We start from the raw sequence: 13326 nt of genomic DNA, 5'->3' as shown, positions 1-13326 counted from the left end.
GAACTTCCCCCCTTTTGTAAAAGGGGGACTGAGGGGGATTTTAGAAACTACGTACATCCACAAAATGACCCGCGATTGCCGCAGCCGCTGCCATTGCTGGACTGACTAAATGCGTACGCCCACCATTGCCCTGACGCCCTTCGAAATTACGATTTGAGGTTGAAGCACAATGCTCACCCGGTTGTAATTTATCAGCATTCATTGCCAAACACATTGAACAACCTGGTTCACGCCATTCAAAACCTGCTTCAACCAAGATTTTATCTAAACCTTCTGCTTCAGCTTGTGCCTTAACCAAGCCAGAACCCGGAACAACCATCGCTTGTTTAATTGAAGATGCAACTTTACGACCTTTTACTACTTCCGCAGCTGCACGAATATCTTCAATACGAGAGTTTGTACAAGAGCCAATAAACACACGGTCTAACTGAATATCTGCCAATGCCTGACCTGCGTTTAAGCCCATGTATTGATAAGCACGTGTCCAGTCATTACGTTGAACGTCATCTTTGGCTTGTTCTAAAGTCGGAACAGCTTGTGAAACAGGAATCACCATTTCAGGAGATGTTCCCCACGATACTTGTGGTTCAATCTCTTCGCCTTGCAATACAACCACTGTGTCGAAATGTGCATCATCATCAGAATGTAAAGTATTCCAATAGGCTACAGCAGTATCCCACTGTTCGCCATTTGGTGCATATGGACGGTCTTTGACGTACTCAATGGTCTTGTCATCGACAGCGACCATACCAACACGTGCACCACCTTCGATTGCCATATTACAGACCGTCATACGACCTTCAATAGACATATCACGGAACACTTGACCACCAAATTCGATCGCATGACCTGTACCACCAGCAGTACCGATTTTGCCAATAATTGCCAAAACCACATCTTTCGGTGTAACGCCCTGACCCAATACGCCATCCACACGGACTAACATATTCTTCATTTTCTTTTGAACTAAGCATTGTGTTGCCAATACATGTTCAACTTCTGAAGTACCAATACCATGTGCCAAACAACCAAACGCACCATGTGTTGCTGTATGTGAATCACCACATACAACGGTCATTCCTGGTAAAGTTAAACCTTGTTCAGGACCAACAACATGTGCAATACCTTGACGTACATCATTGATATCGAATTGAACCACATCAAAGGTTTTACAGTTGTCATCTAAAGTCTGTACTTGGATACGAGAAGTGTCATCCTCAATCCCTGCAATCCCTTCTGAACGTTCTTTGGTTGAAGTAGGAACGTTATGATCAGGTGTCGCAACATTGGCACTTAAACGCCAAGGTTTACGACCTGCAAGTTGTAAGCCTTCAAAGGCTTGTGGTGAAGTCACTTCATGCAATAAGTGACGGTCGATATAAAGTAATGCAGAGCCATCATCTCGTTGTTTTACTAAATGGTCATCCCACAATTTGTCATACAATGTTTTTGGCATTGGGTTTTCTGCTTTTTGGTTTTCGCCTGCCATGTCGAGGTGCTCCACTGGACTGGGTAATTCTTTCATTGATATCGATTATAACGACGTTTTCACATAAATCTAATTTATCATTTTTATTAATTTAAAAACTTTTTGGAATTATTTCAAATAAAAAAAATGCTCATGTTTAATGATTTCTTTTTCATGAATGATCGATAAGTTTAACCATTGTAATAATGGGTTAAAATTCCCAACAACATTATCATAGACCTTCTTTGCCTCAATCACTGAGTCACATTGGACAGAAGCTATTCTTAATTTTTCAAAATCATTTAGATCCAAATTTTGATGTTGATTTACCAAGTCGAATACGATAAGAATGATTGGTTTATATCTATGATTTCTTGAATATAATGGGTATTCATGAATCGCAATATGAATATGTTTCGGCTGATAAAATACAAACTCTTTACGACCTGTCATTAGAGCAATTGTGTCATTTTTTTGATCTAAAAATAGATGAATATAGATATTCCTTTGATAGTCGATACAAGCAATAAAAATTCCCCAGAAACCAAAAGCAATGATTCCTATCCAGAATATTCCTGCCATTAGCGAACTGCTTAAGTTTAAAAAGCTGAAAATAATAGTCGTTGTAATTACATAAATTATTGGTAACAATATGATAGAGATCAAAGCTGTATTCGATAACCTCATTGTATTATCAAAATACATCTTCTTCGTTTCATAGGTTGCATAGTTATCGCGAATAATTTGAAAATTTTTTATATACTGCTCCCCTATCACAGCTTAGCCTCCTAATTCATAAATTTATTTTTCTCTCAAATATCATACTCATTTAGAAAACCAATCACCATCAATCAAAAATTCCTTTTTACATTTTATTTGATAATGATTATCATTTATTTAATTTCAAGATTTATTCAATTGTGGTGATGCTCATGGCTCGTATTCAAAACTTCGTACAAAGCAATCAACGTATTTTCAAAAAAACTTTAAGCTACTACATCATGCATATCACAGTCGCAATGATTGTGGCATATGTAATTACTGGTAATTTATGGATGGCGGTGACTTTAAGTTTAGTCGAACCGACTGTTCAAGCCGTTGCATTCTTCTTTCACGAGAAAGTATGGAACAAAAAAGACCAGAAAGTAGCTCAAACCCAGATTGTGAAAGCTTAAATCTAATTTTTATAAAACTTGAGTTTTAAAAACCAGCTGTGAAAGTGTACTAATCACCACCGCCGCCACAGCTGCTACAACTACTACATGACGAGTCCGAACTCGAATCTGAACCATGATGAGAATGACTAGAATCAGAAGATGAGCTTGAACATGTCGTAGTTGATGAACAAGATGATCCTGATGAAGTTGCACTCGGTGCATCTGAAGCTGATTGTGTCATTTGAGCATAGATCGCCACCATAAATGGCAAACTGAATTTTAAACCGTCCGCCCATTGAATACGTTCATCCACCTGAAAAAGCCGTGGTAAATGCTGAGGATCTTGCGGATTTAAACCATGTAAATGACATGCTGCTTGCCATGTATTGGCTAGCTGTTGTCGTTGCTCAACCTTTTGCGTAGATGAAGATTCTTTGTCATGTGGTTTATGAATCAGTTCATAACCTAAAAAATTTTGGCACATGGGCTGATAGAAATCATCAAACTCTTCAATTAACAAATGCCACAAAGCATCGACAGAATTAGACGGCATTGCATAGGAGTTTCTACACCACATATGAATTGCTAAATAGTCCTTAAAGCTTTCTTCAATCCATGGATATGATGTGGGGCTTATATTCGGATGTCTTTGCTTAAAAGCAATCCAAATATTACTGGGTATTTTAAAGTGGTTTAAATTCTGCATTTTTTTCAAACGATTTAATCGTGCTTTAAACCATAGAAATGTAAAGATCACGATAATAATCAATGGAAAATAAGCATTAAAAAAATATGCAAACACTAAACCAATACTGCAAAGAATAAGAATCGTGATCGAGAAATTTAACCAAGATTTTGTTAGCGTATTTCGAGTGAGTTGTTGAAAAGAACGGATGGATGTCGCTGTTGTTTGATTCAAATATTTTTCCTTTTATTGTTTTTATAAGCGCACTATAAAGCATAATAATCAATCATACATAGCAAAAACTTGTATAAAAATTTTACCAGAATCTAAATAAATGCTTTCTTCTGCCCCTTAATCCCCTCTAAATTAAAAAAATTAAAAATTACTTTGATTAATTCTAAAAATTTCTAAATAATAAATTACGCATAAAAATTCTTTATGGATGGAAATATTATGAATCTCGCTGCTTTTGAAGCTTTTGTTAAAGTGATGGAAACTGGTTCTATTTCGATGGCAGCAGAACATCTGTTTATCACCCAACCGGCTGTGACCAAACGCATACACAGCTTAGAAGAATATTTTGGTGTCAAATTATTTGAATCTGCTGGTCGTGGTGTGCAAGCCACCCATGCCGCACATTCATTATTACCTAAAGTAAAAAATTGGTTGAATGAACTGGGCGATATTCACCACACACTGAGTCATGAACAAGGCGAAGTTCGTGGAAAATTAAAAATCGGCACAAGTCACCACATTGGTTTGCATCATTTACCGCAACATTTAAAATTGTATGTTCAACATTTCCCAGAAGTAAAACTCGACGTACACTTTGTGGACTCAGAACAGGCGCATGAGCAAGTGCTTGCAGGGGATTTAGAACTTGCCTTTTTAACTTTACCACCACAGGGTGATGATCGCTTAAGTTATATTACGATTTGGGATGATCCTCTGGTTTTCGTTGTTGCACCATTTCATCCCTTAGCTCAAAAAACCAATTTAAAACTTGAAGATCTGATTGAATATCCAAGTTTATTGCCAGCAGCTCAAACGTATACCAGTCAAATCACTTTAGCTGAGTTTGAAAAGCAAGGACTCAAACCTAAAATTACCATGAGTAATAATCCTTTAGAATCTATACGAATGTTAGTTTCAATTGGTTTAGGATGGTCAGTATTACCTAAGACTTTATTGAATCAAGATTTACGACAGTTAGATATTGATTTTGAAATGAATCGACAATTAGGCATGGTTTGGCATCCTGCACGTACCCAATCACGTGCAGTACAAGAACTGATTAACATGATGAAATAAAGCAATCCATAATTTTCTTTGCTGTTAAAAAGCCTTTCTGCATTTAAATGATAAAAATCACTTACAGGCAGAAAGGCTTTAATCACAATACTTCTAAAACAATAACTTTAACCTGAGTTCGAGATAAGATATATTCCCAACTAGATACGCGAAAACGTCAGTCGCATTGTTCGAGGCCGGGCTACATCTGTAATATACTGTTTTTGCGATATATTAGGTACTTGATAGTATCTGTCGAGTTGGCGACTGACAAATGGTTTTGCCTACTTTTCCCGAAAGAAAAGTAGGTCGAACCGAAGGTTAATCCTTACATTTGACTTTTAAACGGTAAGACTCCGCTTTGCCTGATCTATCTTTTCAATAACTTACATCAAAGCTTATCCCGAACTGACGTTAACTTCTAAAATAATAGCTTTTAGAATAATGAATCGTGAATAGTCACTTCAAAATCACTATTTCACAGAGTCTTCATGCAATGACTCATTGAGTTGATCTACCACCAAAGCCCACTCTCCATCTGAGTCAATTTTCTCTTCTAAAAACTGGCGTTGAGCATCCGTCCAAAAACTTGCTTGAGTCAAAAAGGTATCTGCATCTAATTGATGCGCTCCAATAAACGTTTGAATCGCTTCTTCACTTGAGTCTAAGCCAAGTTGCTCAAATAAATTGGTCATTCTTGGTCGAGTCTGGCTCATTTTCTATTCTCCATCCGTTTATAAATTTTTAAAAAGTTTAATCCAACATAGCATTTTCACCGCTAAAGTGAAGTGCAAAATATTCTTTTATAAAATATTTACAAAGCTGGACCCTTTAAGCCGTTGTTGATATCTCTATCTTGAAACGACCTCAATAAAAAAGGCAGTGATGATCACTGCCTAACTACAACACTACAAAATACTGCAACGATATGCTGTCTTGCCGATCACGACTCAATCGACCAGTCTTGAATATCCCAAGCTTGCTCTTTCGCCAATAGTTCCAAACGATCATCTGGATTGACCGCAATTGCATGATCAGCATATTCCAATAAAAAACGATCATTAATCGAATCTGAATATGCCCAAGACTCAGTTACATCACGACCTTCCAACCATTGATCTAAACGCGCGAGTTTACCTTTTTGATAACACGGAATATTGATGACTTTACCTGTGTATTTCCCATCTACCACTTCTGCATTGGTTGCAATAATTTCAGTAATGCCAAACTCACGGAAAATCGGTGCAGTAATAAAATCCGAAGTCGCAGTAATCCCAACCAGCGCATGCCCTGCTGCTCTATGCTTTTCAATCGCATCAAAACCCTTTGGGCGCATTTGTGGGCGAATGACTTTCTTCATAAACAACTGATGTAGGTCAGTTAAGTATTCAGCATCATGTTGCGTTAAAAATTCAAAGACAAATTCATTATAAGCAATCGGGTCTAATTGCCCTGCTTTATAATCTTCATAAAATTTATCATTCATTGCACGATGACGGACTGGATCGACCAAGCCTTCATTGACTAAAAACTCGCCCCAAGAATGGTCAGAGTCGGTATTTAATAAGGTGTGATCTAGGTCAAACAACGCCAATTTCATGAAAATACTCGTTCAAACTGAAATTTAAGAAAAAAAATGTAAATCTATCACCGCTAGTCGATAGAAATTCGTTAAGATCATAGCAATTTTATAACATTATTACTTTGACTGCGTCGAGTTGGACAAAAGAGTGTGCGTCCCCATATACAAAGTCAATGAAATTAACAAAATTTAGGTAGCCAAATGATCGACTCAGAAGGTTTCCGACCGAACGTCGGGATCATTTTGGCAAATGATATTGGACAAGTTTTATGGGCAAAGCGCATTGGTCACAATGCATGGCAATTTCCTCAAGGGGGGATCCAGTTTGGAGAAACTCCTGAGCAAGCTCTTTTTAGAGAACTACGAGAAGAAGTTGGGCTCCTACCCGAGCATGTCCAAATAATCGCCCAGACAGATGACTGGTTGCATTATCGTTTGCCGCTTCGATACATTCGTTCGGATTCCGATCCGATTTGTATTGGGCAAAAACAGAAATGGTTTTTATTAAAATTGGTAGCGTCAACAAAGCATATTCAGTTGAATCTATCAGACCCGCCAGAATTTGACCAATGGCAATGGGTCAGTTATTGGTATCCACTTGGGCAAGTGGTGAATTTTAAACGCGATGTTTATCGCAAAGCGATGCTGGAGCTGTGTATGCAAATGCCACAACATACACCTGAAATTTCTTCAAAATATGAATGATTTTTCAAGCCCGTACTGTTATAAATAATACTGATTAAATCGCTTTAAAATATACATTAAATTGGGAGCATACATTCATGTCGAACATGCAACTAGACACCTTAAGACGCATTGTCCAAGAGATTAATGCGTCCGTCAGTTTGCATGATTCTTTAGAAATCATGGTCAACCAAGTTTCTGAAGCTATGCATGTGGATGTCTGCTCTATTTATTTATTGGATGAACGCAATCAACGCTATGTGTTGATGGCAAGTAAAGGCTTAAACGCTGAATCTGTAGGCAATGTTTCATTGCAACTGGGTGAAGGTTTGGTCGGCCTAGTCGGTCAGCGTGAGGAAATTGTCAACTTAGACAATGCCTTCAAACATGAGCGCTTTGCCTATTTCCCTGAAACGGGTGAAGAAATCTATAATTCATTCCTTGGCGTACCGGTCATGTACCGTCGTAAAGTAATGGGTGTCATGGTGGTTCAAAATAAAGAGCCACAAGATTTCAGTGAGGCAGCCGAATCTTTCCTTGTCACACTTTGCGCACAGCTTTCAGGTGTAATTGCGCATGCACATGCTGTGGGTAATATTGACGTATTCCGTAAACCCAGCAACTCTCCAAATTATAAAACCTTCCAAGGTGCATCTGGTGCAGGTGGTATCGCCTTAGGTCGTGCCATTATTCTCTATCCACCCGCAGATTTGGCAGCTGTTCCCGACCGTGATGCGGATGATATTAGTGAAGAACTTGAGCTATTAGACCGAGCCATTGAGTCGGTACGCGCTGAAATCGAATCCCTTGATGAAAAAATGCAAGATTCGTTGATGTCCGAAGAACGTGCTTTATTTAGCGTGTTCTTGCGTATGTTAGATGAAAATGCATTACCGTCTGAAATTAAAGAAATTATTCGAGATGGTAGCTGGGCGCAAGGTGCTGTTAAACATGTGATCGAACGTCATGTCGCACTGTTTGCACAAATGGAAGATGACTATTTACGAGAACGAGTTTCCGACTTAAAAGATCTTGGACGTCGTATTTTAGCCGCATTACAAGAAGGCGATACCAGTCATAAAGAGCTGACCTCTGAAAGTATTTTGATTGGAGAAGAAATCAGCACAGCAGCCCTTGTTGAACTCCCTGTCGATAAAATTGCGGCAATCGTGACCTCTGAAGGTGCAGCCAACTCACATATGGTGATCGTGGCGCGTGCTTTGGGTATTCCAACGGTCGTTGGGGTTACAGAATTACCTGTGAATACCCTCGATGATGTTGAAATGATTGTGGATGCCTACCAAGGCCGTGTTTTTGTTAATCCACCGCGTCGTTTGCGTACTCGATATAAAGAAATCCAAAAAGAAGAAGAACAAATTGCGAAAGATTTAAAACAGTATGAAACCAAAGATGCGATTACTCCTGACGGCGTTGCAGTAAAGTTATACGTCAATACAGGCTTAATGATTGACGTGGTTCGTGGTGTTCAACGCGGCGCTAAAGGTGTTGGTCTGTATCGTTCAGAAATTCCGTTCATGTTACGTGAGCGTTTCCCTGGCGAAGAAGAACAACGTGCCATTTACCGCCAACAGTTAAGCCACTTTGCCAATAAACCTGTGGTGATGCGTACCCTCGATATTGGTGCTGATAAAGATTTACCTTATTTTCAAATCGAAGAAGAAAACTCTGCTTTAGGTTGGCGTGGTATTCGTTTTACTCTCGATCATCCTGAGATTTTCTCTTCACAAATTCGAGCAATGCTAAAAGCCAGTATTGGTTTAAATAATTTACATATTTTATTGCCAATGGTGACCAGTGTTAGTGAAGTAGAAGAAGCACTTTACTTACTTGAACGTGATTGGTTTGCTGTTCAAGAAGAAGAACAAGTCAAAATCACCAAACCTAAAATCGGCATCATGGTCGAAGTTCCAAGCGTTTTGCTACAAATTGAAGAGTTTGCACCTCTAGTTGATTTCTTCTCTGTTGGTTCAAATGATTTAACGCAATATCTGCTTGCTGTGGATCGTAATAATCCACGTGTTGCTAACGTTTATTCCCATTTTCACCCTTCAGTACTGAGAGCATTAACACGCTTGGTACAAGAATGTCATAAATACGAAAAACCCGTCAGCATTTGTGGGGAAATGGCAGGTGACCCATTATCTGCAATTCTGTTAATGGCAATGGGTTTCAATACCTTGTCGATGAGTTCAAGTAATATTCTACGAGTACGCAAAGCAATTTGTCATGTATCTATGAGTGATGCCTTAAAGCTTTTAGAAGAAGTAAATGCGATGAATAATCCATTGATGGTGAAAAGCTGGATGGAATATTATTTTAAACACCATGGTTTAGGTGATATGGTTAAATCAAATCGTATGGTTAATATCTAACTTATTTATTTTTATTGTATTTTTATAAATTTCTAAGCAAAAGCAAGCAGACATAAAAAAGGCCGATAATCATCAGAATATCGACCTTGTCTGTGCTTATTATAGCCACGTTTTGCATTTTTCTTTCGATCTACAAACACTTGGCTTTTGTTCACTTCATGCATGTGTTTCGCTACAAAGTTGTTGATCACAACCTCGAGTTGTTGCTTTTTCTTTGCCATGTCTTTCACCTTTATGATTGGCTTCCCACCTCAACCGTGGGAATGTGATATTACGCTTTTTTGTACAGAATACAAGCGGTTTAGATGATCATTTTTGCATGAAATTGTATTTTTGAATCACCAGTTTCTAAGTGATTTAAATCATCTACTTAACCATCCAAAAAGCCATCATTTTATTGATGGCTTTTGAATATTTAACCTGAGTTCGAGATAAGATATGTTCCCAACTATCTGATACGCGGAAACGTCAGTCGCATTGTTCGAGGCCGGGCTACATCTGTAATATACTGTTTTTGCAATATATTAAGTACTTGATAGTATCTGTCGAGTTGGCGACTGACAAATGGTTTTGCCTACTTTTCCCGAAAGAAAAGTAGGTCGAACCGAAGGTTAATCCTTGCATTTGACTTTAAACGGTAAGACTCCGCTGTGCCTGATCTATCTTTTCAATAACTTACATCAAAGTTTATCCCGAACTGACGTTATTCAGCTAATTATTCAAGATATTATTAACGACTTGAATCTAACAATTCGTTATGGCTTATCACGTCTTGTGCTTTTGCATAACTTTCCATAAGCAACTGATACGCTGGGAAAATTTGCGTATACACTTGTGCCCATTCTTGTGCATCATCTCTGTTCCAAGTTTTCTGAATCTCTGAAGCAACTGCCGCAGTATCCATCGGAACGACACCCGCTTGAACCACACGCGCTAAAGTGATTTCTTGAGCCATTTTAGAGTAAGTACCAGAAGCATCAACTACGGCAAATACTTTATAGCCATCCGCAACTGCACTAATTGAAGGAAACGCCATACACACACTGGTAATCGTACCTGCAATAATTAATGTTTTCTTCCCAGTCGCTTTCACTGCTGCAACAAATTCAGGATTATCCCAAGCGTTAATTTCACCTTTACGCGCTACATATTGTGCATGAGGTGCATTGTTGTGAATTTCAGGAATGAGTGGGCCGTTTGGACCTTGTGGCACCGATGCTGTAGTGATCACAGGAATATTCGCAAGCGATGCAATTTTAGCCAATGCTGCTGCACGTTGACGTAATTCAGGCATTGGCATATCACCCACAGTTTGAAATAAACCGCTTTGATGATCGATCAACAACATGGCTGTATCTGAAGGATCTATGACTGGACGTTGACCATTGAAGTTTGCAGGTGTAGACATTTCTTATAACCTTTGTATTAGGGAGTTTGTATAAACAATATTATTAATGAAACAATCTTTATTAAATAACCAAAATATGACACATTGTCTTATGATAAGAACAATTGATTGTAGAGATTCGACATGAAAGATTTAAATGATCTTTATTACTTTGCAAAAGTAATTGAATACGGTGGGTTTTCTGCTGCGAGTAATGAATTGATGCTGACCAAATCCTTGCTCAGCCGTAGAATCGCTGAACTTGAAAAGCGTTTAGGCGTAAAGTTGCTGAATCGTACCACTCGACAAATTTCAATTACAGAAGTCGGAAAAATTTATTATCAACACTGTAAAGCCATGCTCATCGAAGCTGATTCTGCTGATGAAGCAATCGAAATGCTTAGCTCTGAACCAATGGGGACTGTAAAAATTTCATGCCCGCCCAATCTTTTACACATTAATGTTAGCCATGCGCTGAATAAATTCTTAGCACAATTTCCTAAAGTAAAACTGCATGTCGAAGCAACCAATCGCAAAGTTGATTTAATCAATGAACGTTATGATATTGCGATTCGAATTAGACCGTTACCTTTAAGTGATAGTAATTTGATTGTTCGTGAACTATCTATATCCAAACAATTTATCGTTGCTAGTCCTGACTTAGCACATCGATATTATGCAATCCAATCACTTGAAGAATTAAAAGCATGGCCGATTTTAATGATGGAATCATTTTCACCTGAATATCATTGGAATTTATTTAATGAAAATGGTGAACACTTTTATTTTAAATGTGAACCTAGATTAACCACGACTGATTTGAGTGCGCTTCACTGTGCAACATTACAGGGTTTGGGTGTAGCAAAGTTACCCGAACTGATTATTAATGAAGATCTAAAAGCTGGCCGTTTAGTGAAAGTCATCCCTGCATGGGAACCGAAACCCGAACTCATTCATCTTGCTTATACTTCAAGAAGAGGACTCCTGCCCTCTGTCAAAGCATTGATCGATTTTTTGGTAGATGAGTTTAGAACAAATTAATCATTACCATTTTTAATGAAATTGATAAAGCAAACGCATAAGATTGTTTCTGTTTACAAGCATTCGTTTTATATTTTGCTAAAAGCAAAAAATATCATTCGACTTAAATGTTCAATGAGGTATTTATTCATTGCCTTCATTATGAAAATAATTTTCTATGTGTCTATAGATAGCTATTTTCAAAATACTTAAATAAAGTGAATGCGATGAATAATTCTCTGGTAGTGAAAAATTAGCCTTTGCTCATTTCATTCAGAAGGATTTCCACAAAGTTATTGATCACAACCTCAAGCTGTTGCTTTTTTCTTTTCTATATTCTTGATCTTTTGACTGGGTTTCGACAGTTCAAATATGGGTATAAAAAACTAAAAATCGATAAATACTTATCAATAATTTTTTATAATCAATATGTTTCAATAAAAATACAGTATAATTTTTACATTCAATCCAATCTCGATGTGATTTGAAAACTTATGTTTTTGGGAAAGGTTTAGCCTGTAAAACCATACATTAACAGTTCATTTAACATTTTTATAATTTAAATCATTACTTCTGGAATTTTTATAATATGAATAAGTTATTACTTTCAATTGTACTACCTGCATCTTTATATTTAACAGCATGTGGAGGTGGTGGCGGATCATCATCAGACTCCAATCCTACAACGCCTACAACGCCTACAACGCCTACAACGCCTACAACGCCTACAACGCCTACAACGCCTACAATAAATTCATCACCAATGTATACACAAGGAAGTTCAATTTATAGCTTTGGTATATTCAGTTCTCAGCTCAATAATCGTTATACTCATACATTAACAAATAATGTAATTAGTCAGATTGTTAATCAGATTAAACCTTCAAACATTTTTAACACCACATCTCCAGGAAAGACTTATCTGGTTGATAAAAATAAAGTTTACATTCAAGAAGATGTGAAAACCCCTCTAAATGATACAGCTATTCCGAGTGATTATTTTATTTCTGATAATGGTTCTACTCTCATTACATCATTTTATAACTCAGATGGTATAACTCCAACGATCAGAACAAGCATGACTTATAAAAGAATTGATGTTTCAGGTATAGAAATTAAAAAATATATTTATAAAAATTTACTGACCAGTACAACCAATCCAACTTCGGCTGCAGCTTTAAATGCAAGCACCAACATATTTCCACAAGGTTCTGTTGTTTTCATTCCAGAAGAATATACAACATTGGATGAATATTATGAATTAAAGGTATATCAAGCAGTTTCTTATAATAGTTTTGAAGAAATATCTGATATAACAAAATATCCTTTAACTCGTAATTTTGGTGGAATTACTATTCGATATTCTGATTCAACACCTTTAGGTTATGGGCTATATAATGGAAAAGTTTATCAAACTTGGTATCATCCAGCGAATAGTAAGCAAATAATAAATCCGAATAATAACTATTTTTATAATTCGATTGCTGCAGATGTTGTTGCTAATGAGCTCATCAACTCATGTGGAACAGAAAAATATAATAACAGTAATTCTGGTTGTGCTTTTTAATTAATCTTGTCCGATGATTTAATCTAAATCATCGGACTGTCTTTTTATCAAAAAAGATTAAAAAAACTAAAGTTTATTCGCTCAATAGCAAGA

13 protein-coding genes are annotated in these 13326 nt (G+C 37.2%); 6 read left to right on the top strand and 7 right to left on the bottom strand.

The features are described 5' to 3' along the window. Positions 1-40: 40 nt before the first annotated feature. A complete protein-coding gene (gene leuC, locus GGG_RS0116855; RefSeq protein ID WP_010116975.1) occupies positions 41-1456 on the bottom strand; it encodes a 3-isopropylmalate dehydratase large subunit in 1416 nt (471 codons plus the stop codon). 141 nt (positions 1457-1597) lie between these two features. After that, positions 1598-2245, bottom strand: coding sequence for a hypothetical protein (locus GGG_RS0116850; RefSeq protein WP_010116974.1), 648 nt, complete (start codon positions 2243-2245; stop codon positions 1598-1600). A gap of 149 nt (positions 2246-2394) precedes the next feature. On the opposite strand from GGG_RS0116850, the gene GGG_RS0116845 reads away from it, so the two are divergent. Beyond that, positions 2395-2643, top strand: coding sequence for a DUF2061 domain-containing protein (locus tag GGG_RS0116845; protein WP_171057713.1), 249 nt, complete (start codon positions 2395-2397; stop codon positions 2641-2643). A gap of 49 nt (positions 2644-2692) precedes the next feature. Here GGG_RS0116845 and GGG_RS19950 read toward each other — a convergent pair whose 3' ends face one another. Then, positions 2693-3544, bottom strand: coding sequence for a hypothetical protein (locus tag GGG_RS19950; protein WP_010116971.1), 852 nt, complete (start codon positions 3542-3544; stop codon positions 2693-2695). A 219-nt stretch (positions 3545-3763) separates the two neighbouring features. On the opposite strand from GGG_RS19950, the gene GGG_RS0116835 reads away from it, so the two are divergent. After that, positions 3764-4621 (top strand): LysR family transcriptional regulator, encoded by an 858-nt coding sequence (locus GGG_RS0116835; protein ID WP_010116966.1) that lies wholly within the window; start codon positions 3764-3766, stop codon positions 4619-4621. A gap of 452 nt (positions 4622-5073) precedes the next feature. Here the strand turns inward: GGG_RS0116835 and GGG_RS0116830 are convergent, their stop codons facing one another. Together GGG_RS0116830 and GGG_RS0116825 are read right to left on the bottom strand one after the other, a co-directional pair. After that, positions 5074-5316 carry a DUF2789 family protein gene (locus tag GGG_RS0116830; protein ID WP_010116964.1) on the bottom strand — a complete coding sequence of 81 codons (243 nt, stop codon included), beginning with the start codon at positions 5314-5316 and terminating at the stop codon, positions 5074-5076. 227 nt (positions 5317-5543) lie between these two features. Then, positions 5544-6200: an HAD family phosphatase gene (locus GGG_RS0116825; RefSeq protein ID WP_010116962.1), complete on the bottom strand. Its 657-nt coding sequence runs from the start codon at positions 6198-6200 to the stop codon at positions 5544-5546. A 183-nt stretch (positions 6201-6383) separates the two neighbouring features. Between GGG_RS0116825 and GGG_RS0116820 the strand changes: the two genes are divergently transcribed. Together GGG_RS0116820 and ptsP are read left to right on the top strand one after the other, a co-directional pair. After that, complete coding sequence (locus GGG_RS0116820) at positions 6384-6887, top strand: RNA pyrophosphohydrolase (protein ID WP_010116960.1); 504 nt, start codon at positions 6384-6386, stop codon at positions 6885-6887. A gap of 77 nt (positions 6888-6964) precedes the next feature. Further along, positions 6965-9259 (top strand): phosphoenolpyruvate--protein phosphotransferase, encoded by a 2295-nt coding sequence (gene ptsP / locus GGG_RS0116815; protein WP_010116958.1) that lies wholly within the window; start codon positions 6965-6967, stop codon positions 9257-9259. A 32-nt stretch (positions 9260-9291) separates the two neighbouring features. Here ptsP and GGG_RS0116810 read toward each other — a convergent pair whose 3' ends face one another. Then, positions 9292-9480: a hypothetical protein gene (locus GGG_RS0116810; protein WP_010116956.1), complete on the bottom strand. Its 189-nt coding sequence runs from the start codon at positions 9478-9480 to the stop codon at positions 9292-9294. A 509-nt stretch (positions 9481-9989) separates the two neighbouring features. Beyond that, positions 9990-10667 (bottom strand): hydrolase, encoded by a 678-nt coding sequence (locus GGG_RS0116805; protein ID WP_010116955.1) that lies wholly within the window; start codon positions 10665-10667, stop codon positions 9990-9992. Positions 10668-10790: 123 nt separating this feature from the next. Here GGG_RS0116805 and GGG_RS0116800 point away from each other — a divergent pair, with 123 nt between their 5' ends. After that, the gene (locus GGG_RS0116800) at positions 10791-11687 is read left to right on the top strand and encodes a LysR substrate-binding domain-containing protein (protein ID WP_010116952.1); all 897 of its coding nucleotides are present in this window, start codon (positions 10791-10793) and stop codon (positions 11685-11687) included. Positions 11688-12255: 568 nt separating this feature from the next. Further along, positions 12256-13233 carry a hypothetical protein gene (locus GGG_RS21230; protein ID WP_010116950.1) on the top strand — a complete coding sequence of 326 codons (978 nt, stop codon included), beginning with the start codon at positions 12256-12258 and terminating at the stop codon, positions 13231-13233. The last annotated feature ends 93 nt before the right edge of the window (positions 13234-13326 follow it).

This window comes from Acinetobacter sp. P8-3-8 (assembly GCF_000214135.1).
Lineage (GTDB): Bacteria > Pseudomonadota > Gammaproteobacteria > Pseudomonadales > Moraxellaceae > Acinetobacter.
The sequence above is the reverse complement of the archived record's forward strand: the minus strand, read 5'-3'. Positions and strand labels throughout refer to the sequence as shown.

Coding starts and splice junctions, on each gene's coding strand:
- leuC (WP_010116975.1), bottom strand. CDS start 1,456: ATGCCAAAAACATTGTATGACAAATTGTGGGATGACCATTTAGTAAAA.
- GGG_RS0116845 (WP_171057713.1), top strand. CDS start 2,395: ATGCTCATGGCTCGTATTCAAAACTTCGTACAAAGCAATCAACGTATT.
- GGG_RS0116835 (WP_010116966.1), top strand. CDS start 3,764: ATGAATCTCGCTGCTTTTGAAGCTTTTGTTAAAGTGATGGAAACTGGT.
- GGG_RS0116830 (WP_010116964.1), bottom strand. CDS start 5,316: ATGAGCCAGACTCGACCAAGAATGACCAATTTATTTGAGCAACTTGGC.
- GGG_RS0116825 (WP_010116962.1), bottom strand. CDS start 6,200: ATGAAATTGGCGTTGTTTGACCTAGATCACACCTTATTAAATACCGAC.
- GGG_RS0116820 (WP_010116960.1), top strand. CDS start 6,384: ATGATCGACTCAGAAGGTTTCCGACCGAACGTCGGGATCATTTTGGCA.
- ptsP (WP_010116958.1), top strand. CDS start 6,965: ATGTCGAACATGCAACTAGACACCTTAAGACGCATTGTCCAAGAGATT.
- GGG_RS0116810 (WP_010116956.1), bottom strand. CDS start 9,480: ATGGCAAAGAAAAAGCAACAACTCGAGGTTGTGATCAACAACTTTGTA.
- GGG_RS0116805 (WP_010116955.1), bottom strand. CDS start 10,667: ATGTCTACACCTGCAAACTTCAATGGTCAACGTCCAGTCATAGATCCT.
- GGG_RS0116800 (WP_010116952.1), top strand. CDS start 10,791: ATGAAAGATTTAAATGATCTTTATTACTTTGCAAAAGTAATTGAATAC.
- GGG_RS21230 (WP_010116950.1), top strand. CDS start 12,256: ATGAATAAGTTATTACTTTCAATTGTACTACCTGCATCTTTATATTTA.